Genomic DNA, 22,150 nt, shown 5'->3' with positions numbered 1-22,150 from the left:
AAACAAGGCTATCAAATTTGATAGCCTTGTTTGTTTAAATATTATTTCTTTTCTGTACTGATTGAATAAGGGAAATCAGCTACAGTGGTACCACGTAAGGTATTTGGAACTTTATCCATTGTAAAATTTAATACCGAACCTTTAACCAGTTCACTGTGTTTAAGGTAATTTTTGCTGTAAGTCTTTCCGTTTACTTGCAAAGATTTAATGTATCGGTTCTCATCAGAATTATTAGCCGAATGAATCTCTATCTTTTTGCCATTATCCAAATGCAAGACTACCTTATCAAATAAAGGAGATCCGATAACATACTCATCTACAGCGGGTGTTACAGGATAAAATCCCAAAGCAGAAAATACATACCATGCTGAAGTCTGTCCATTATCCTCATCACCACAGTAGCCATCTGGATTTGGAGAGTACATTTTATCCATAGTCTCTCGAACCCAATATTGTGATTTCCATGGCGCACCTACATAATTGTATAAATACGTCATATGCTGTATGGGTTGATTACCGTGAGCATATTGTCCCATATTTACAATTTGCATTTCACGAATCTCATGGATTGGAAATCCATAATAACTATCATCAAATATTGGAGGTAAAATAAATACAGAATCAAGTTTTGTTTCCATAGCTTTATTTCCGCCCATCAATTTTGCTAATCCAGCGAAATCTTGGAAAACAGACCAACTGTAGTGCCAGCTATTTCCCTCGGTGAAAGCATCACCCCACTTGAAAGGATTAAAAGGAGATTGGAATGTTCCATCTTGATTTTTACCACGCATTAAACCTGTAGATCTATCAAAAAGCTTTTGGTAATTGTAGGAACGATTTTCGTATAAATCTAAATCTTCTTTTGGTTTACCCAAACTCTTAGCTAATTGGCGGATAGAGAAATCGTCATAAGAATATTCTAAACTTCGTGCTACATTCTCATGAATTTTGACATCATAGGGTACATAGCCCAATTCATTATAATATTCTGCACCCGCTCGCCCAACGGCAGTCATCGGACCTGCATTTTTAGAACCTTTTACTAGACCTTCATATAATGTTTCAATACCTTTTGAACGCACACCTTTAATCCAAGCATCTGCCACTACGGAAGCTGAATTATTACCCACCATGATATTGCGGTAGCCAGGACTAGCCCATTCAGGTAACCATCCTCCTTCACGATATGTATTAGCCAATCCTTCTTGTATCTTCAAATTCACTTCAGGGTACATCAAATTCAAAAATGGGAACAAGGCTCTAAAAGTATCCCAAAAACCAGTGTCTGTGAACATATAGCCAGGAAGAACTTTTCCGTTGTACGGGGAATAATGTACGATCTGATTATTCGCGTCATATTCGTAAAACATACGCGGGAACAATAGAGAACGGTATAAACATGAATAAAATGTACGCAATTGATCTATTGTGCCGCCTTGAACTTCGATTTTACCCAATTCCTTGTTCCAGACATCCTCTCCTTTTTTCTTTATTTGATCGAAAGTTTGATTATGAAGCTCTCTCAAGTTTAATTGTGCTTGATCATGAGAAATAAATGATGATGCCACTTTAACCAAAACAGGGTCCTGTTTGCCTGAAGTTTTAAATCCTAAGATTGCGCCGACATGATCAGACTTAACCATATAACGGCCATCTTGCATAACTGAATCTGCAAAAGTCGAAACTTCTTGGAATGGTTTGTTAAATTCTAAAACAAAATAATTTTTGAAATTATCAGGCACGCCACCACTATTTTTGGTTGAATACCCAATAATTTTGTTCTCTTTTGGAATGACTTCTACATAAGATCCTTTGTCAAAAGCATCAATTAATACGTAAGCTTTGTCTGTTTTAGGGAAAGAAAAACGAAAATATGCAGCACGTTCAGTCGGCGTCACCTCGACATTGGTATCGTAATCTGCTAGATAAACAGCATAATAATGCGGCTTTGCAACTTCCGCTTTGTGCGAAAAATAACTTGACCGCTTGTCTTGGTCAAATGTTTTATTATCCACCATTGCCATAATACTGAATTGACCATAATCATTCATCCATGGCGAAGGTTGATGTGTCTGTTTTATTCCCCTGATTTTTTCAGAAGTATAGGTGTACATCCATCCGTCTCCCATTTTTCCTGTTTGAGGACTCCAAAAATTCATTCCCCAAGGAACTGCAATTGCTGGATATGTATTACCACTTGACAGAAAATAGGTTGATTGTGTACCCACCAATGTACTGACATAATCTAACGGTTTTCCAACATTTGTGATCCGTTGCGCAAATGAATTAGAAAATAAGGAAACAAGGGTTATTAATACTAAAATAAACTTTGGTTTCATCTTGGTTATAATTTAATTGGGTTAAAGATGAAAAAAAATAGCAATAAAGACAAAGCTAAATTATTTTAGCAATCTAAAAGACTATAACTAGCTTACCTAAGAAATCACCACTTTCCATTAAAGAATGTGCCTGTGAAGCCTCGTGAATACTAAATTTTCTAAATATTTGGGACTTCAATTTACCTTCATTAAGTAATGGTAAAACTTTCTTTACAATATCTTCTGTCAGACTTTGTTTAAATTCTACAGATCGATTTCTTAATGTGCTGCCAGAGATAGTCAATCTTTTTTGCATCAATTTAAATAAATTTAAATCTACCTTCGCTCCCTCCATTGCATTGATGTAAATCAATCTACCTTCTTCGTTTAATACATTTATATTCTTGTTGAAATATTCTCCACCTATGTAATCTAATACAATATCTACTTTATTCGAATTTAAAATTTCTTCAAAATCTTGTTCATTATAATTGATAACGACATCTGCTCCTAATGATTTAACAAAATCTGACTTTTCAAGTATACTTACGGTAGTGACAACCTTTGCACCAAATAACTTTGCCAATTGAATCGCCGTCGATCCAATTCCGCCTGCACCACCATGAATAAGTACAGCTTCTCCTTTTTGAAGGTTACCTCGTTGAAATAGATTATGCCAAACTGTAAATACTGTTTCTGGCAATGTAGCACCAGTTTCAAAACTTACCTGATCAGGTAAAGGAATGACGGAACCGTAATGTACTTTAGCATATTCAGCATAGCCCGCACCTGGAACTAGTGCCATTACCCGCTGTCCACAATTAAATCCACTCAACTTCTCCCCGATATCTTCTACAATACCCGCCACTTCCAAACCTGGAATATCCTGTGGCACTCCATTGGGTGCAGGATATTTTCCTTGACGCTGAAATACATCTGGACGGTTTATTCCTGCAGCTTTCACTTTAACTAAGACCTCAAACTCACTTATTTTTGGAACTTCTCTTTCTTGAACTTGCAAAACATCAGCATTCCCAAATTCACTAATCACAACAGCCTTCATCATAATTTATTTTTGCATTCTTATATTTAGGGATAACATAAAATATCTTCCCAATCTGTTCTTACGCTCTTCAAAAACATCATTACCAATATATTCAGAATAAATACCCATCTGTGTATTCTGATCAAACAAGTCGTAAGCTTGCAAGCGCAATAAAGCAGTTCTATTGTGCAAAAATGTCAACTCCATAAATGCATTCATCATAGTCTGATTCACATTCATAAATTTATTGATATAACCATCATTATATCGTTGTGACATCTCAAATCCTAAGGAAAAATTATCCTTCACATATCCCTTTGCTCCAAGTCCCATGAAAAGAGTTTCTACATTAATTTTTGTACGAAAAGGAATGTCATAACTCGCTTTGTTACGTGAATAATTAGCATTAAACATACTTTCTAAAAAATCATTTAAAGAGTATTTCAACTGCACAGATTGATTGAAAATAAATTGTTTAGTAGTCCTTTCCCGATCCTCAATAAATGAAATATTGTTATAATAATCAAAACCACCGGACATATCAAACATCCAATTATCGTCATTAAAAGGTGTATTAAATACATAATTCCATTTCCAATCGTAATACCCATTTGCATTTCGAAAGGTCGTTTGTTGGATAGTGGTATTTTCAAGTGGCTTTTTATCCGTTACAATTTTATCCTTCACATAGTTATATGAGAAATTTGATTCTACATATTGCATACGAGTGGGAATAAACGCCCGCAATGAAGTAACAAATCCATGTGAAAATTCTGATTTTAACTCTGGATTACCTAGGATAATATTTCGTGAATTTGTATTATTTAAAACCGGAACAATCTGAAAAAAACTAGGCTGATTATTTCTACCCCTATAGCTTACTTGAAAATCAACATTTGATGATAATTTATAGCTAAAGTTTGTAGTAGGTACTAAGTTGATATTCTCGTAGTTATATTCTAATGTGTCATTTAATACTTTACCATTCATTCGAATTGGCTGCACAGCAAATCCAAGGTTGAATTTGACTCTTTTATTGGGTGTAAATTGGTAAATTAAACCTACTTTATTGCTGTTAAATTTATAGCCATAATCCACTGTTAAAGAATCTAAAATATTCGATTGCCGAGCATCCAGCCAATTATACACATACCGCTGTGCATCAAATTTATTATGATCATACTCATACCTAAATTCAAAAACACTGTGACTCATAAATGGTTCTACAAATGAAAGAGATAAATTGGTAGATCCATTCTTATTTCTTTGATCAATAAATTGATTATTTAACTCATCTGTATAATCAATGACATCTTTACTATATACAGAATACTCCTCATTAACAAATTGTCTGTTTTTTAATGTATATGATTTAGCATTTAATTTACCTACCAATTTTCGGTCCTTCTTTTCAAAATATTTAGAATAAATGACATCAATATCAGCAATTGGAATTTTATGCGTGGATGAATCTCTATTGGTACCCTTATTTATCTGTTGGAAGTTACTTAAAACAGATTCTTTATTATTAAATACTGACTTCTTATTGTAAGTTAGAATTCCTTCTACTTTGACAATATCTTTGTTTAATAATTTTCCGTCTAAAAACAACCTCAATTTGTGATTATCGTCTTCTTGTTCTTCGTCGTAGTTTTCATTTTTTGTGATTGTGTTTCCTATATATGAAGATTTAAGACCTGAATACCCACTTATTGATGTGTTTTTCTTAATATAACTATATGATGTATTTAGTCTTGACTGTTTTCCAATCTTTTTAGCCATATTTATTCCAATAGAAGAAGTCGTATTGATACCATCAATTGGGTCTATGAATTCATCAATATCTAATGTAGTATTGGTTCTTTTCCCTCCTGAAATATCTCCGTATGAAAACAAATTTGTATTTGTATTATTAAAAGATCCCAATAAGGATAATTCATTGCCATCATTAAATCTATTTAATCCAAAACTTCCTAAATAACGACCATTAGTTCCAGAACCAATTGTCATCTGTCCGAAGTGAAGTATTTTTCGGTCTTCTTTTAAATTTATATTTAATAACTTTTCTTTCTCTTGGTAATCGGCTATGCCTGTTTCTGCGCCCTCATTTTTATTATTAAGTTCGATCAATTGTATATTATTGATATAATCAACAGGAAGATTTTTAGTAGCGGTAATAATATCACCTCCAAAAAACTCATTGTTATTTACTTTGACTTTTTTAATGTGGTAGCCATTAAAATATACAGAACCATCTCTTGTTATCTGAAATCCTGGAATCTTTTTCAATCCATCTTCTAAAAGCGTTTGCTTTCGAAATGAGAATGCACCCAAATTATACTGAATCGTATCACCATTAATCACCATTGGGATAACTCTGGTGACTGATACATCGGGTATAATGTAGTTTATTTTTTGTAGTATCACATCTGGTGCTACAAAATTCTGATTAGAAAGGTTAAGTATAAAACTTTTCGATTTACTGAGATAGCCTAGCATATTATAACTGACCTGTATCTGCTTATCGTTTAAATCATTAAATAAATATTTGCCGAGAGAATTAGTAACGCGGAATAAAGTATCATTTTCAATATGCAATTTTACTATAACATCTTTAATAGGGTTACCCAAAGAATCCTTTACAGCACCACTAAATTGAATTTGCGCGTATAGAGAATTGCTTGTTAAAAAAATAACAAAGGCAAAAAAGAAGATTATGTTTCGCAGAAAAAAATACACAGTTTAATGCATCAATACCGTTTATCAATATACTAAATAAAATACATTGAAAAAATGCTAAGGGCAATTTTATATAAAACGAGAAAGTTAAATTTATAGTATAAAAAAAAGGAAGATATTGTTTATCAATATCTTCCTTTCGTATTTTAACTTTGGGGTAATTAATTATTCACCATCAAAACAAACTTTTACCAAATGTCTGTCGATTTCCCAACGGCCTGTACCCTCTTCTCCAATTACATCAAACAATTCTAAAATTCTACGACATACGAATTCTTCTTCTACTTGCTCTGATAAGAACCAACCTAAAAAGTTGAAAGTCACATAGTCTTTAGACTTAGCACATTTGTCCGCAATGTTATTAAATTGCTCCGTAACAAACATTTCTTGTTCTAATGCTTGTTCAAATACACCACGGAAAGATTCAAAATCATTAGGAATATTTGTTACTTCTGGAGAAATAGCTTTACCACCACGGCTGCTTACGTAATTGAATAATTTTAACATATGCTCACGTTCCTCATCAGATTGTTTTGCAAAAAATTTAGCAGCATTGTCCAAACCTTGATCCCCACACCATGCTGACATTGCTAAATAAATAGCAGATGAATGTGCTTCGACTTTGATTTGGGCGTTTAATATATTTTCGATCTCCTCAGACAAAGATGATTTTAATTTCAATAAATCTTTCATATATGTAAAGTTTAATAGTTACAATTTCTGTATTAACAATTATAAGTAGCAATAGTTGTACCACTCATTTACTAATACAAAGATAGGATGAAGAGATGTGAATTGTATAAAAAAAGTGTTATACGAATTCAGTCTAAATTAGACTCTTAAGATGTAAGTTGTTTGGAATCAGTATAATTAAAATCTAGAATGCAAAAACTGCTCCGCGACGTAATATTGTCTTTATTTGGCAGTTAAGTTCAATCATAAATTTAGAACCATCCAAAATTTCGCGCAGATTTAAAATGTCTTCAACAGATAGTATAAAACAACGTTCGGTACGGAATGGCATAACAATTTCAAAATCTGATGTTCTGGAGGAATCACATAACATTTTTTCAATATCGATGCTGTCAATGCGTTTTTTAAATAAAAAGAAATCACTTACGCTAAATGAAGTCGTGGTATCTTGAAACTCCAACCAATAACAGTTTTTTCTGCTACATTGATAAACTGCTCCAAATCCTGTCTTAAAAACTTCTTCTACGTTAGCTAATGGACAAATCATCGTTTACTAATTTTCCTTTTTTTTTGATGCTACAAATATAATCCTTATTAAGATTTAATCCAAATAAATAACTTCATTAATTTTATTAAATAAATTTTATTTCTTGATAGGATATTGTAGATTTGCGAGCAATGAAAACCTGGCTGGTATATATCCTAATACCCATCATGTTGTTGCAATGCAACATGACATTAGTGATATGCACATCTTTTTATTATAATCAGAATTATATTGAAAAGTACTTGTGTGTTCAGCGTAATATGGAAAATAATACGTGTCAAGGTAAATGTTTTCTGATGAAGAAATTGAAAAACCAACAAGAAAACGAACAACAAAACTTTAAGGTCAATTTTCAAGAAAGTCTAGCTGTAAATCTTAACTTGTTTTCATCTGACATATACTTGTCAACTCCAATACTTAAAAAGGTATATGGTCTATTCACTTCAAATTTAAATCCTAGAGATTTTATTTACACATTGGATCGTCCCCCACTCATCGGTTAATAGCATCAATTGTCGTATTCTATTTTCAATTAATATGAATTCACAGAGGTGGATTTATATGGATTGTATGTTATTAATCTTAATTTATCATTTTCATGAAAAAAATATTATTGGGATTCGTGTGCATCGCGGGTCTGTTGAGTGGCTGTACCAAAAACGAAGAAATTAAAATTGACGAAACAAAGTCAGGGTTAGTTAAAATAAAATTTGATCATATCGTAGGCAGCAAGAAGTTGGTTTTGAATAATTATATGTATTCGAATGCTAGCAACGAAACGTTTAATATTACCTCGCTTAAATATTATGTGAGTAATATTAAATTCACAAAAGTGAATGGTGAGGTCATCACAATTCCCAAAAAAGAATCATTCTTTCTTATAGATGCAAGTGACGCAAATTCTCAAAAACCAATTTTAACAATTCCTCAGGGGGAATACAAAACTTTAGAGTTTAATCTTGGTGTAGATAGTCTTACGAATACGTTACCAGCAGAAGAACGTACTGGCGTGTTGGATGTTGGAAAATATGGTATGTATTGGTCTTGGAATTCTGGGTATATCCACTTCCAATTAGAAGGTAATTCCGCTCAGGCGGCTAATCCTAACAATAGTTTTAAATATCATATTGGACTTTTTGGTGGTTACAGCACACCTACGGTAAATAATAACAGAATAATAAAACTTGATCTTACAAAAGCTGGTAAGAGCCAAGTCCAAGAAAATCTTTCATCCGATATACATTTGATGGTGGATATCGGTAAAATCTTTGACGGACCAAACACGATCTCAATCAAGACCAATCCGATCGTGATGACCTCTGGACCGCATGCTAAAATCGCAGACAATTACGCGACCATGTTTACCCATGACCATACCCACAACTTTACGAAAATAGCAAACCATGAAAAGTAAGCAACAGCTTTTGGTATTGCTCGTACTGTTAATGGCTGTTTGGGCCTGCAAAAAAGCAGAGGATTTTAATCTGATCGAATTCGCAGGCTTTACTAAGCCGGGGCATTTTCCAGAACCTACATACAGTTTTGCTATTACACCGTTATCTCAAGAGACCTTTGATTTAGGTAGAAAATTATTTCACGATGGAATACTTTCAAGAGATAATACAATTTCGTGTGCGAGCTGTCATATCAGCCAAAATGCTTTTACTCATCATGGTCATGATGTGAGTCACGGTATTGATGATCAGCTCGGAATTCGAAATTCTAGTGCGCTCATAAATTTGGCTTGGTCAACATCTTTTTTTTGGGATGGTGGTGTACAGCAATTAGATCTGACACCCATGGTGCCTATTCATAATCCTATTGAGATGGATGAAAATATGGAAAACGTTGTGAAAAAATTGCAGGCGCATGCACAATATCCTATGTTATTTAAGCAGGCTTTCGGTAGCGAAAATATAACCTCAACACAGGTGTTCAAAGCCCTTTCACATTTTATGGTGATGCTTGTTTCAGACAATTCAAAGTATGATAAAGTAAAAAGAAACGAAGCTACCTTTACAACTGAAGAAGCAAGCGGCTATCAGATATTTCAATCCAAATGTAACACTTGCCATCAAGAACCTTTATTTACGGATCATAGTTTTCGTGACAATGGCCTTGGGATTAATCCAGCAAAAGATTTAGGGCGCTATGATATCACTTCACGTGAAGAAGATAAACTTAAATTCAAAGTTCCGACCCTACGTAATTTGCAATATACAGCTCCTTATATGCACGATGGGAGCATCATCACGCTTGAAGGAGTATTAAATCATTATGCAAAAGAGGTCGTGCATACGGACAATTTAGATCCTCTTCTAAAACAAAACAAAGGAATTCCATTGCGTGCAAATGAAATGCAAGACCTATTGGCCTTTCTGAATACATTAAATGACGAATCATTTGTAAACAACAAAGCTTTTAATCAACCATGAGAAAAAATATAATTTTTGCATTATTGGGTATATTGAGCACATTATCTGCTGTAGCGTGCGATATTTGTGGCGGTGGTTTGGGAAGTAATTACACCGGCTTATTGCCCAATTTCAATAAGCGATTCGTTGGTGTGCGCTATCACTTCAATCAGGTATACACACAATTAGACGTTTCAGGAAATGAAACAGCATTGACAAATAAGGAAAAATACCACACTGCAGAGCTATGGTCCGCTTGGAATCTAGGTACTCGTTGGCGCGTGATGGCTATCCTACCTTATAGTAAAATCCAAAAATACAGTTATGGAACAGATCAGCAATTCAGCAAATCGGGTCTTGGCGATATCAATCTAAGTGGGTATTATAACGTATTGAATAAATCTGAAATATTTACCCAATCACTTTGGCTTGGTGCAGGAGTCAAATTACCAACTGGTGAATACAATAAAGATGAGTTTATAAGCACCAATTCTGCTAATATCTATCAATTAGGAACTGGAAGTTTTGATTTTACAGGATCGCTGAATTACGATATTAGCATAAAAAATATTGGTCTTAACACCAATGTAAGTTATAAGGTTAATACCAGAAATAGCGATGAATATCAATACGGGAATAAGTTGACCTTAAATGGAAGTGTTTACTATAATGCATCGGTAAATGAAAAAATTAAATTACGTCCAAATGTCGGGGTCCAGCACGATACCCAAGCTAAAGATCAAACTATGGGTTTTAAAATCGAACAAACTGGTGGTTATAATACCAACCTCAATGTAGGTTTAGAGAGTACAATTAATAACATTGCAATAGGTTTTTCTTATCAGACTCCGCTAAGCCAATTCGTAAGTTCTGGTAGAACAGAACTCGTGAATAAATTCTTGACGCACGTTACATTTACATTTTAAATAGAAAGAGGTTCAAAATATATTTTGAACCTCTTATCTTTGGGATTGATTATATGATAATTATCCTAATATTTCTTTCAATTTGCCTACTTGATGATCCACTAATTTTTGTAAAGGACCTGAAGCCATCATTTTCATCATCATGTTTAATTGTGCTTCAATAATGAAAGTTGCACTCGTTTCTGTAGCAGAAATCTCTTCCACCTTCCACACTAATTTCAATTCAAATGGAGCTTCTTCTGAGGGAACACAAATTATTTCTTTATTCTCCACACGTTGGCTAATTTTCAAAGCCAATTTTGCCATGTTTTTAATCGTAAAACGAGCCTCATCAGCTGTCGAAGACCAATTGTAGATATTTTCAGGCATCAATTGCTCATGATTATTTAAATCATTTAAAAAATTATAAACCTCATTAATAGGCTTATTAATCGCAACATTGTTTTGAATAACAGTCATAGTTAGTATGTGTTTTATTGTGCTGGAGACCAGTTTGCTGGATCTTTTCTCCAAGATTGTAAAAACTCTACGTCAGAATCCAATACATAACTTTTTTGTACTGCAACTTGGATAAGTGCATCATAATTACATAAACTGAATATTGGACATTTTGCATCAGCAAAATTCTTAGTCGCTTCATCCAATCCGTATGTAAAAATAGAAACCAGTCCTACGACATTACAACCTGCTTCACGCAAAGCTTGTACCGCTTGTAATGAGCTTTTGCCTGTAGAGACTAAATCTTCTACAACAACAACGCGTTGTCCTTCTACTACTTCACCCTCAATTAAATTTTGACGCCCATGATCTTTTGCACTACTGCGTACATAAGTAAATGGTAAGCCTAAATCTTGTGCTACTAGTACACCTTGAGGAATGCCTGCTGTAGCTACACCAGAAACCATTTCCACAGATCCAAACTCTTCTTGAATCAGCTGTGCCAACCTTTGACGAATGTACGTACGGATAGCGGGATGTGACAGTGTGATACGATTATCACAATAAATTGGAGACTTCCAACCAGAAGCCCATGTAAAAGGACTTTTAGGTTGTAATTTTATTGCTTTAATTTGCAATAAGGATTCAGCAACTTTTTGTTCAACCTCATTTAAATTATTCATGGCACAAATTTATAAAATTTATATGAACCAAAGCCTGCTTATTTTAGCAGATTTTGCTCCTAAAATCGAAAAGAATGTTCAAAGTATTGGATTACAAGAAATTGAACTTGAAAAACTTTTCAACACGTCTACTAAAAACCAGCAAATTACCTATTTGTTTGTACACCCAGAGATTAATTCTATCTTCAAAAAAATCATTTCAGACTTGAAAATTATTTATGCTGCTGGAGGCGTTGTACGTAATGGTGAAGGTGATTATTTGTTTATTCATCGACTAGGAAAATGGGATTTACCAAAAGGTAAGGTTGATGAAGGGGAAAAAATGCGTGAGGCTGCAGTACGTGAAGTAGAAGAAGAATGCGGAATTAAGGTGGATTATCTTGGCGAAAAGATTCAAACTACCTACCATACCTACATCATGCGCGGCAAATTTGTGCTAAAACAAACGAAATGGTACGATATGGGCGTAAATAAGGTGCCTGAGCTCATTCCTCAAACCGAAGAAGATATCACAGAAGCTGTGTGGTTGAATAAAAAAGATTTGAAAAAAGTACGTGAGAATACCTATCCTTTGATCTTGGATATTCTCGAAAAAATATAATAACATCACAATGAAAGTGAGAGGCCTCTCCTCTCGCTTTTAAATCATTTTAAACTTATTGTCTATTTCAGCTGTTATACCTAGTGTAATCAAAGCAAATAGCATTATGAGTAAAAGCATTGGAATACTAGTAGGAAGCTTACGCAAAGATTCTTTCAACAGAAAAATTGCGAATAATTTGGTCAATCTATTGGATAAAAAGTACAGCTATGAATTTCTAGCTATTGGTGATTTACCACTCTACAATGAAGATATAGATCAAGATAAACCGCCAAAGGAATACAGCTCATTCCGAGACAAACTATCGTCCTTAGATGCATTTTTATTTTTCACACCCGAATACAATAGATCAATTCCTGCGGTGTTGAAAAATGCATTAGATGTAGGTTCACGACCTTATGGGAAAAGTAAATGGGATGGGAAGCCTGCAGCAATTGTATCTGTTTCTCCAGGCGCAATTAGTGCTTTCGGCGCGAATCATCATCTACGGCAATGTCTTACCTTTCTGAATATGCCGACTTTGCAGCAACCCGAAATGTACATCGGGAATGTCAGCGAACTTCTTGATGAGGATGGTACAATAAAATCTGACACTACCACTGACTTAAGCAAAAAATTCATCAAAGCTTTTGAAGGATGGATGGAAAAGTTTTAGATAGTTAAGGCAACTTTTCTTGTTGTTTTTCCCAAGCGACAAGAAGAGTTGTCATCATACTGTAGCGTTCCAAGCCTTCTGGTTGATTGTTGTGTTTCAAGTATTGATTGTAGAAAATACCTGAAACTTTATCAATCCAACCTCTATAGGACATCCAAAATTCCCGTTCAGCTTTGAAATCCGACAACACCTTTGGTGATAATTTAGCTCTGTACTGTTCGAATAATTCTTTATTACCATATAAGGGATGCAACAAATACTCTACAGCAGAATAATATGCCGAATACTTATACCAGACATCTCTATTATCTTTTAATGTCAAGAAAGCGATAAAATTGCATTCATCTTCGAATCCTACACCCATTTGATGTGTCAACTCATGGACGGTGACAAAGGGAAATGAAGCATTAGGTATTAAATGATTGACCTGCACTTCTAGTGTAAACGGATTGAAGTAACCCGATACCGTAAAATATGATGCCAGTTCGCTTGAAATTGGTTCTTTAGCGCGAACCTGCGTTTTACATAGATAATCATTTAATAAAGTGTCTTGCAGTACAATTTCTGTCAAATCACCTTTAACACCATTTTTGGAGTTGCTATTTACATCCACTTTTTCACGAAGTTCATTTGCTATCGTAATGTATTTATCCAATACTTTTAGGTGATCTTCACGTGTTATATTTGTATCAGAAAAACCAAATTTATCATTAACAGGTTGTCTGAAATAATTCAATCCCCAATTGACTGTAAATATTACATAAACAGTTGATACTATAAATATTATGCGTACCAAATTAAGTTTAGCGTTATACCATTGTTTACTCAATAGTTCTCGAATAACTAGCACTATATTGTAAGTAAATACAATAGCAATCGCAGCATAAAAAACATCACCCACGCTAAATGGTACCCATGAAAATAAAATAATGTACAGATACGAAATAGCTGGATAAAACAATTGTGCATAATACTGTTCTACCCAACTTTCTTTAGTCTTTAGCAATTCTAAAAGCACGATGATAACCCAGCAAAAGCAGATAGTCAAATAGTACTTTCGGAGTAGGTGTTGACTAGCTCTGTGTTTCATTTTCGTAATACAACTTGTAATAGTTTTTTCCTTTATCCTCATCATAGCCCTGCTCGAGGTATTCCCGCTTTCCGTGGACATAAATATGAAAATTCTTATCCAATTTTATTACAGATTTATAAGAACTTGCCATTTTCTTAACTGCAGGCGTAGCTATTTCAAAGTTCGCTTGAAAAGGCATATCAAACTCATCTTCAAAAGACTGTTTATATTCATTAAACAAAGAAGCGGCTTGTGGATTAGCAATTACCTCCTCTTCAAATTCAGCACTGTCGAAAGTTTCTTTGCTTTTGAAATAGTTCATTGAACGATTCAACAAATCAATTTTATCTGCAGTTTCCAACTCAAAAACTTCATCCAATTTTTCGTTAACAAAGTTTTTGTACACTTTCATGAGATTTCCTGTTTGCTGGAAAGCATCATTACGCGATTTCAATTGTAAGAAATTATCCTTCCAATAAACTGCTTCGGACTGGTTTGTTTGATCGACAACCAATACTTTAAAGCCTTCCTCACTTTCAGTATTGACAATGACAACACCTTTATCCAGTTTATTGATATTAATCGCCTCCTGCTCATAGTTCAATTGAAAACCGCCCTGCTCAGGATACACTTTAAGGTATGCCTCCTTGTTTTCAGACTTAAAAATTCCCACTGCCGCATGATCCTCTCCTTCCATTTGTACATTTTTCAATGCCACGACATACACCTCACCTGACTTGATTTTCGGATGATCTGAAACCTCGTATAGGTGTTTGGTCACTTGTTGTGAAAACTCGTGAAAGCTGATATTTCCCTCAAAAAATTTCTTCGAAAAGTGATAAACTTCATTTAATTCTAATTCCTCATTAGGATGAAAAAAACGATAAACTTCAGTCAACTTTGCAAAGGGTTTCATAAAATATTGCATCAATAAATCGGGCAATATTTCGTCTCCAGCCAAATCAATTGGATTTTCGGACAATATATAAAACTCATCATTGGCTTTATTGCCTACATGATGAATAGAAAGATTTTCAAACGTTGCGTCTTGATGAAAAAACATAGATTAAAGTTAAAGAAACAAAAATATAAAAGTATTTTGGCTAAAAATCAAAAATATCAACAGCTGTTTTGTAGGTGGCCACATGAGCATCCACAATATCCTTAATATGAGTAGAATAACCTCCACCCATGGAGATTTGTATAGGAATTCTCAGTTGATGACATCTATTAATCACCAAGTAATCACGCTGTTTACATCCTTCTTTCGAAACTTTTAGTTTACCTAATTTGTCCGACGAAAGGACATCTACTCCCGCTTGATAAAACACAAAATCAGGTTCTACATTCGCGAATATTTCGTCTAAATGACTAACTAACAGATTCAAGTATTCTGTGTCCGTAATTCCATCTTGAAGCTCTACGTCAAGATCAGATTTCTCTTTGATAAAAGGAAAATTCTTCGCGCCATGCATAGAAAATGTAAACACATCGGGATTATTAGGAAAAATATGTGCAGTCCCATTTCCTTGATGCACATCGAGGTCAATGATTAATATTTTCTTTGCGTGACCATTCTTTAAAAGATAATTTGCAGCCACAGCTTGGTCATTCATTAAGCAAAATCCTTCACCATAATCATAACCTGCATGATGCGTCCCTCCTGCTGTATTGAATGAAATGCCGTATTCCAACGCATACAATGCAGATTGAATAGTCCCATCCAAAATATACCTTTCACGTTCTACAAGCGATTGTGAAAGCGGAAATCCTATTCTGCGCACCATCTTTGCATCCAATGTCAAATCAAACAATTTTTGAACATATTCTTTATCGTGAGCCAAACAGCAGATTTCAAAATCCGCTAATTTTGGTTCGAAAAAATTGTCCTTATCTACAACTCCTTCGTAAAGCAGTTGCGCGGGAATAAGCTCGTATTTGACCATCGGGAAGCGGTGACCTTCGCGTAAAGGATGAATATAAGCGGTATGATGGGCTATTTTTAGCAAAGTATGTCTTTTTTAGCACACGAAAATACGAAGAACTAAATAATTCTTATCTTCGAAAAGTATAAACCTTAATTTAAAAATGGAAACACAAAAACCAATTCCTACATTAAATGCAGAACAAATTCGTGTATTAGGCTCTTTACTAGAAAAGTCGAAAACAACACCTGAATATTATCCAATGACAATAAATGGATTGCAAACCGCTTGTAATCAAAAGACATCACGTAGGCCTGTGGTGAATTACGACGAGAGTACGATTGTGAGTACGTTGGATGGATTGAAAAAAATTGGATTGATATCGACTGTCGTTGGTGGTGGCTCTAGAGTGACCAAATACAAACATAATATAGCAATTCATTATCCTTTAGTTCCTGCGGAATTGGCGATTTTATGTCTTTTGTTCTTGCGTGGACCTTTGACGGCTGGCGAAATCAATTCCAATTCTGGCAGATTGTATGAGTTTGATGATATAGAGGAAGTGCAGACGTATTTAAATAAACTGGCTGAGGAGGAAACGCCTTATATCAAATTATTGCCTAAGAAGCCTGGACAAAAAGAAGCGCGTTATGTCCATTTATTTGCAGATTTTGATGAAGAAGATTATGAAAATACTATCGTTTCTGCATCATCTAGTAGTAACAGTGGTCAAGTTCAGCAATTGGAAGAACGTGTCGCTACGTTGGAGGCGGAACTTTCAAAACTTCGTGAAGAGTTTGATAACTTGCTTGCTCAATTAACATAATACATATATGCTATCAAAAATCGTATCTATCGCCCTTTCTTTTTTTATTGGAACCATGTGCTGTGCACAAACTTTTACTCCACTCGTAGAGAATATATCCGCTAGTTTTCGTGGAATGTCCACAGTTGGTAAAAAAGTAGTTTGGGTTAGCGGTAGTAATGGAACTGTAGGTTTTTCTAAAGATGAGGGGAAAAATTGGAATTGGGTAAATCCTACAGGTTATGAAAAATACGATTTTCGGGATATCTATGCTTTTTCAGATAAAGAAGCTGTAATTATCAACGCTGGTTCACCAGCTGTTGTACTTCGTACGACGAATGCAGGTAAAACTTGGGAGAAAGTGTATGAAAATAACCATCCCGACATATTTCTAGATGATTTGGATTTTGTGGGCAAAAACGGTTTTATACTTGGTGATCCAATAGAAGGAAAATTCCAACTGTTAAAGACTAGCAACAAAGGGAAAACTTGGACGGATGTCAGCAACGATTATTTCCTTATTGCGGATGAAGGTGAAGCTGCATTTGCAGCATCAGGTTCTTCAATGAAACTATTTAAAGATCGCTTGTATATAGGAACAGGTGGAAAATATTCCAGCTTCTTCAATTACAATCCGAAGGGTTTGAAAATTGATAAATACGATGTGCCGATTGTGTCAGGCGAATCGTCTACAGGGATTTTTGCTATTGACTTTTGGAATTTGAATAAAGGAATTGTTGTAGGTGGAAATTATTTAGAAGATAAAAACAACCTGAATAATATTTTACTAACGAAAGATGCAGGTCTAAGTTGGACAAATCCGAATACACCTGTGTCGGGCTATCGTTCAGATGTACTCTATATCACAGAAGCCATTGTTTTAACAACAGGAACTTCAGGAACAGATATTTCGTACGATGGCGGAGAAAACTGGAAAAATATATCTACACTTAGTTTCAATACACTATCAAAAAGTACGGATAATAAAGTGATTTATTTGACTGGGTCAAAAGGTAATGTGTATCGATTGGAGCTGTAAATTTAAAATGTACGACTCGTTATAGATTAGCTGAGATTTTATTGCTAGCTAGGCTTCAATCAAGAGAAATTAGATACTTAAACAAGTCTTTACATAAGCCACATATGTAATTATTTATAAATCGATTAAGGAATAATAGTTGTAAGTCTAGAATTTGGTATTTTTATTTAATAAATATGCACAATAGGTTATATTAAATGCACAAATTAAATGCACAAATCTTGGACGCAACTTGATTAACCTTCCAAATCTTCATCCTAAGGAGTGTATGGGAAATAATGAAGCTTTTTGTTAAAGAAGTGTTAAATACAATTTTTGAGGGTGAATTAGGGATTAACTTTCTATTCTGTTGGGGGATTTTATGACACGTCAACCAGTCTCGATTAATGATACTCCATTTTATAATGAAACGGATGATGATGAATGGTATAATTCTCGTGATGAATACGATTACTAAATCTACCCAAAATATTGCTAATTCTTGCAAATCTGCTTTTTATACAGAATAAAAATTTATTTGACAACGTATAAGAATTTATAAGCAAAAATTATTGTTTTATCGAAGTATGATATCTAAAATTTAGATTTTTCCTATCGTCAGAATGACAAGTTTGTTAATAATCAAAAAAAGCCGTAACTACTTAAATGCTACGGCTTTTCTTCATTTTTCTTTAAAAGAATTACTTTCCTAATCTCGTAAGGATAGCCTCCATTTCGGTAATCACCTTATTAATTTTAGAGATTGTCAAATCAAATGGTTCTTTCGAATTCATATCTACCCCAGCATCAACTAGTAATTCTACAGGATATTTTGTGCTTCCTGAAGCTAAGAAGTCTAAATATTTTTTACGATCAGCAGCTGTACCATTTAACACTTTTTCCGATAATGCAGCCGAGGCTGTGTAAGAAGTGGCGTATTGGTACACGTAGAAATTGTAGTAGAAATGCGGAATGTACGACCATTCGGATTTTACATTTTCATCTACAAAACAGATGCCTTTATCGTGTCCATAATATTTACGCGTCAACTCCAAATACATCTTATCAAAATCCTCACCTGTCAACGCCTCTCCTTTTGCTACTTTGTCATGAATCATTAATTCAAATTCAGCAAACTGGGTCTGACGGTACAATGTACCTTTAGCACCTTCCAAATAATTTCCTAAAATCGCCAAACGGGTTTTATCGTCTTTGATTTGTTTCAACATGTAATCATTCAACAATTCTTCATTCAAGGTTGATGCTACTTCAGCCACGAATATAGAATAATCTGCATTCGCCACATGTTGTTTTTTATTAGTCAAATAAGAGTGCATCGTATGTCCCAACTCATGCGTCAACGTCGACATATCGTTGTACTTACCGTTGTAATTCATCAAAATATACGGATGTACATCGTACGCTGAACCATTCGAATACGCACCAGAACGCTTTCCTTCATTTGGATACATATCAATCCAGCGCTCATTAAATGCTTTTGTTGAAACGTCGATATACTCTTTACCCAAAGGTTTCAAAGATTTTAGGATATTGTCAACGGATTCTTCTACAGTATAGGACAAATCTACTTTATCCACGAGAGGCGCATACAAATCGTAATAATGCAATTGGTCTAATCCCATCATGCGTTTACGCAGACTCAAATAGCGGTGGAAAGTTTCCAAATTGCTATTCACATTCTTTACCAAATTGTGGTATACATCTGTCGGAATATTTCCAGCATCCAAGGCCGCTTCTAAGGTGCTGTTGTAATAACGTGCTTTAGCATAGAACAAAGCGGAATTCAAATTACCATACAAGGTAGAACCTAATGTGCGTTGAAATTCATTTAATTTTCCAAAATAAACCTCAAAAGCTTTTTTACGAACAGATCGGTCTTCACTTGCACGATACAATGAAAAATTTGCCGCATTTAATTTTACAGTTTTACCATCAACTTCGATATCGCCATACGGAAACTCCGCATTAGAGAATGTGCTGTAAATATTAGCCGCATTTCCCGACATCAATGAAGAGTACGCCAACACTTTTTCTACTTCTTCCGAACCTCTGTGCGCTCTTTTGCGCAAAAGATCCGTAAGATAAAATTTATACGTAGCCAAACCTTTCTCTTGGTTTAAGAAACTGTTTAATTGCTCGTCTTTCAAAGTCAGCAATTCAGGTTCCATGTAAGAAACTAACGCGCCATATTGAGAGAATAATTGTCCTAGCTCCTGTTTCATTCCCGCGTATTTAGTCACGCGTGTATCCTGATCCGATTTCATAGAAGCATACGAATACAATCTCGTCATTTCTTTTCCGAGCTTTGCGTTGAATTCCAAAGCTTCCATTAACGTTGCCGGAGATTGTGTTAACTTACCTTTATACTGCGCTATCTTTTGCATTTCTGTCTGAAGGCGGTCTTTCTCTTGCTTCCAAGCTTCATCAGAAGCATACAAATCCGTCAAATTCCACTTGTACTTCTCCGGCAAATCATCTCGTACCTTCATTTGGCTCATAGCCATACTAGAAGAAAACAATAGCATAGCGGTCATTAATTTAGTTTTACTAATCATATATCATCTATATTTTTTTCATGACTAAATTAAGAAAAAGTTATTGGCTCTGAAAAGTTAACGAGGAAACTAATTTAAATAAATTTACTTTTTTAGCTCTTGCAACAAAATATAAAAATGTAAAATCAATGCACAGATTAAGTCATCTTGAAGTAAAGGATACAGGATTTTTATTTGTGTATCAAATATTCAATTACATTAGTAAAAAAGAAAACTATGAGTATTGTATTTAGTCCTTTACAATTAGCAAAACATACATTAAAGAATAGATTAGTAGTCTCTCCAATGTGTCAATATAGTGCGGAGGAAGGTTTTGCAAATAATTGGCATTTAGTGCATCTTGGCCAATTTGCTATTGGTCAAGCAGGAGCAATTATTCAAGAAGCCACTGCTGTTGTTCCTCAAGGAAGGATTTCCTATGCTGATCTTGGCATTTGGAAAGATGAACATGTTCCTGCGCTGAAAGAAATTGTAGATTTTGTGCATCAACAGGGATCACTGATCGGAATTCAACTGGCTCACGCTGGACGTAAAGCATCTACGGATAAACCATGGTGTTCGAGAGCCCAATTTGCTCCGAACCATCCTAATGGATGGCAAACAGTGGCACCATCTCCTATTCCTTTTAATGATACTGATGTTCCTCCTGTCGAACTATCCGTAAAAGACATCCAGCAATTAGTCGTAGCATTCAAAGACGCTGCGCAAAGAAGCGTTGAAGCTGGATATGATATTATTGAGATCCATGCTGCACACGGCTACCTTATTCATCAGTTTCTATCGCCATTGTCTAATCAGCGAACAGATTCTTATGGTGGCTCTTTCGAAAATAGAGTTCGGTTCTTAATTGAGATTATTGAAGCTGTCAATTCTGTCTTGACCACTCAATCACTGTGGCTTCGCATATCTGCAACGGATTGGGCTGAAGGAGGTTGGGATATCGAAGAAACAGTTAGGCTTGGACATTTAGCCAAGAAATTTGGTATAGAAGTTATGGATGTATCAAGTGGTGGGTGCGTCCGTCATCAACAAATACCGGTGATGGAAAATTACCAAGTTCCTTTCGCAGAAAGAATTAAGAATGAAACAGGTATAATAACGGGTGCTGTAGGATTAATAAAAAAGTCCTCACAAGCAGAGCTTATTTTGAACGATAAAAGAGCTGACTTAATATTTATTGCTAGAGGATTTTTACAAAACCCTCATTTAGCAAAACAATTTGCAAAAGATTTGGCTGTGGATATCAAATGGCCTTTACAATACGATAGAGCAAAAGAATATTGATATACTTTGCATAGAAAATGGGGTAAAATGAATGTATATTAAATAGAAACTTTCTACCTAATATACATTCCAATTTTATGATAATGACCTGTTTGAGTGGTAGATCATAAAATTTAAAAAACAATGAAGCTCATTTTAATCAACAATGCCGCACAAAACGACTTTGATTGAAAACTCCCTTCACAATACAAACGAGATATTAATCAGACTTCTTGGGATGATATTCTTTGACATTTAATTTTTTACAAATGAATGTAGTTATATATTTAGCCAAAATTCCTAAGAGGGAGTGTAAAATAAACTGTGTCAATGGTTGAATTACCGCCCCGCGGGGCGGTAATTCAACCATTTTTCTTATTGCAAATCTAACACCATTCTTCCCGGAAACCAAATTGCTAATTTCTGTGCTGT

General features: G+C 34.7%; 21 protein-coding genes. 9 read left to right on the top strand and 12 right to left on the bottom strand.

Annotated elements, in window-relative coordinates; genetic code table 11:
* Positions 1-41: 41 nt before the first annotated feature.
* The 5 genes from FLS47_RS07535 to FLS47_RS07515 form a co-directional block, all read right to left on the bottom strand.
* Entirely contained in the window at positions 42-2,339 is a 2,298-nt protein-coding gene (locus tag FLS47_RS07535; protein ID WP_149913759.1) for a GH92 family glycosyl hydrolase, read from the bottom strand.
* Between the two features lie 73 nt (positions 2,340-2,412).
* Positions 2,413-3,384 carry an NAD(P)H-quinone oxidoreductase gene (locus FLS47_RS07530; RefSeq protein ID WP_223225175.1) on the bottom strand — a complete coding sequence of 324 codons (972 nt, stop codon included), beginning with the start codon at positions 3,382-3,384 and terminating at the stop codon, positions 2,413-2,415.
* A gap of 3 nt (positions 3,385-3,387) precedes the next feature.
* A complete protein-coding gene (locus FLS47_RS07525; protein WP_188347384.1) occupies positions 3,388-6,102 on the bottom strand; it encodes an outer membrane beta-barrel protein in 2,715 nt (904 codons plus the stop codon).
* Between the two features lie 165 nt (positions 6,103-6,267).
* A complete protein-coding gene (locus FLS47_RS07520; RefSeq protein ID WP_149913757.1) occupies positions 6,268-6,795 on the bottom strand; it encodes a ferritin in 528 nt (175 codons plus the stop codon).
* A gap of 184 nt (positions 6,796-6,979) precedes the next feature.
* On the bottom strand, positions 6,980-7,342 hold the full coding sequence (locus FLS47_RS07515; RefSeq protein WP_149913756.1) for a DUF6686 family protein: 363 nt from the start codon (positions 7,340-7,342) through the stop codon (positions 6,980-6,982).
* A 296-nt stretch (positions 7,343-7,638) separates the two neighbouring features.
* On the opposite strand from FLS47_RS07515, the gene FLS47_RS07510 reads away from it, so the two are divergent.
* The 4 genes from FLS47_RS07510 to FLS47_RS07495 all read left to right on the top strand — a co-directional run bounded on the left by FLS47_RS07510 (position 7,639) and on the right by FLS47_RS07495 (position 10,682).
* Positions 7,639-7,845, top strand: a complete 207-nt coding sequence (locus FLS47_RS07510) for a hypothetical protein (protein ID WP_149913755.1) — start codon at positions 7,639-7,641, stop codon at positions 7,843-7,845.
* A 95-nt stretch (positions 7,846-7,940) separates the two neighbouring features.
* Entirely contained in the window at positions 7,941-8,756 is an 816-nt protein-coding gene (locus FLS47_RS07505; RefSeq protein WP_149913754.1) for an MbnP family protein, read from the top strand.
* Positions 8,746-9,777: a cytochrome-c peroxidase gene (locus FLS47_RS07500; RefSeq protein ID WP_149913753.1), complete on the top strand. Its 1,032-nt coding sequence runs from the start codon at positions 8,746-8,748 to the stop codon at positions 9,775-9,777. The genes FLS47_RS07505 and FLS47_RS07500 overlap by 11 nt, the downstream gene beginning before the upstream one ends.
* On the top strand, positions 9,774-10,682 hold the full coding sequence (locus tag FLS47_RS07495) for a transporter family protein (RefSeq protein ID WP_149913752.1): 909 nt from the start codon (positions 9,774-9,776) through the stop codon (positions 10,680-10,682). The genes FLS47_RS07500 and FLS47_RS07495 overlap by 4 nt, the downstream gene beginning before the upstream one ends.
* Before the next feature lie 60 nt (positions 10,683-10,742).
* Here FLS47_RS07495 and FLS47_RS07490 read toward each other — a convergent pair whose 3' ends face one another.
* Both FLS47_RS07490 and pyrE read right to left on the bottom strand, forming a co-directional pair.
* On the bottom strand, positions 10,743-11,141 hold the full coding sequence (locus FLS47_RS07490) for an SRPBCC family protein (protein ID WP_149913751.1): 399 nt from the start codon (positions 11,139-11,141) through the stop codon (positions 10,743-10,745).
* A 14-nt stretch (positions 11,142-11,155) separates the two neighbouring features.
* Positions 11,156-11,803 (bottom strand): orotate phosphoribosyltransferase, encoded by a 648-nt coding sequence (gene pyrE / locus FLS47_RS07485; protein WP_149913750.1) that lies wholly within the window; start codon positions 11,801-11,803, stop codon positions 11,156-11,158.
* Here pyrE and FLS47_RS07480 point away from each other — a divergent pair.
* Both FLS47_RS07480 and FLS47_RS07475 read left to right on the top strand, forming a co-directional pair.
* Positions 11,802-12,404 (top strand): NUDIX hydrolase, encoded by a 603-nt coding sequence (locus FLS47_RS07480; protein WP_149913749.1) that lies wholly within the window; start codon positions 11,802-11,804, stop codon positions 12,402-12,404. The two genes, pyrE and FLS47_RS07480, sit on opposite strands and share 2 nt — an antisense overlap.
* 106 nt (positions 12,405-12,510) lie before the next feature.
* Complete coding sequence (locus FLS47_RS07475; RefSeq protein WP_149913748.1) at positions 12,511-13,059, top strand: NADPH-dependent FMN reductase; 549 nt, start codon at positions 12,511-12,513, stop codon at positions 13,057-13,059.
* Positions 13,060-13,063: 4 nt separating this feature from the next.
* Here FLS47_RS07475 and FLS47_RS07470 read toward each other — a convergent pair whose 3' ends face one another.
* From FLS47_RS07470 to FLS47_RS07460, 3 genes are read right to left on the bottom strand one after another with little or no spacing between them, the layout of a single operon-like run.
* Entirely contained in the window at positions 13,064-14,149 is a 1,086-nt protein-coding gene (locus FLS47_RS07470; protein WP_188347383.1) for a DUF3810 domain-containing protein, read from the bottom strand.
* Positions 14,133-15,194, bottom strand: coding sequence for a nucleoid-associated protein (locus FLS47_RS07465; protein WP_149913746.1), 1,062 nt, complete (start codon positions 15,192-15,194; stop codon positions 14,133-14,135). Before FLS47_RS07465 ends, FLS47_RS07470 begins: the two co-directional genes overlap by 17 nt.
* Positions 15,195-15,234: 40 nt before the next feature.
* The gene (locus FLS47_RS07460) at positions 15,235-16,140 is read right to left on the bottom strand and encodes a histone deacetylase family protein (RefSeq protein ID WP_188347382.1); all 906 of its coding nucleotides are present in this window, start codon (positions 16,138-16,140) and stop codon (positions 15,235-15,237) included.
* Between the two features lie 79 nt (positions 16,141-16,219).
* Here FLS47_RS07460 and FLS47_RS07455 point away from each other — a divergent pair, with 79 nt between their 5' ends.
* Both FLS47_RS07455 and FLS47_RS07450 read left to right on the top strand, forming a co-directional pair.
* Complete coding sequence (locus tag FLS47_RS07455) at positions 16,220-16,882, top strand: YceH family protein (protein ID WP_149913745.1); 663 nt, start codon at positions 16,220-16,222, stop codon at positions 16,880-16,882.
* A gap of 7 nt (positions 16,883-16,889) precedes the next feature.
* Positions 16,890-17,900, top strand: a complete 1,011-nt coding sequence (locus tag FLS47_RS07450; protein ID WP_223225174.1) for a YCF48-related protein — start codon at positions 16,890-16,892, stop codon at positions 17,898-17,900.
* Positions 17,901-18,580: 680 nt separating this feature from the next.
* Here the strand turns inward: FLS47_RS07450 and pepF are convergent.
* Positions 18,581-20,455, bottom strand: a complete 1,875-nt coding sequence (pepF, locus tag FLS47_RS07445; protein ID WP_149913744.1) for an oligoendopeptidase F — start codon at positions 20,453-20,455, stop codon at positions 18,581-18,583.
* Positions 20,456-20,671: 216 nt separating this feature from the next.
* Here pepF and FLS47_RS07440 point away from each other — a divergent pair, with 216 nt between their 5' ends.
* On the top strand, positions 20,672-21,739 hold the full coding sequence (locus tag FLS47_RS07440; RefSeq protein ID WP_149913743.1) for an NADH:flavin oxidoreductase/NADH oxidase: 1,068 nt from the start codon (positions 20,672-20,674) through the stop codon (positions 21,737-21,739).
* Positions 21,740-21,938: 199 nt separating this feature from the next.
* Here the strand turns inward: FLS47_RS07440 and FLS47_RS18470 are convergent.
* A partial coding sequence (locus FLS47_RS18470) for a hypothetical protein (RefSeq protein ID WP_223225173.1) occupies positions 21,939-22,150 on the bottom strand: 212 nt, incomplete at its 5' end.

Origin of the sequence: Sphingobacterium cavernae (assembly GCF_008520265.1) — a bacterium.
Taxonomy (GTDB): domain Bacteria; phylum Bacteroidota; class Bacteroidia; order Sphingobacteriales; family Sphingobacteriaceae; genus Sphingobacterium; species Sphingobacterium cavernae.
This window is presented reverse-complemented; position numbering and strand designations above follow the sequence as displayed.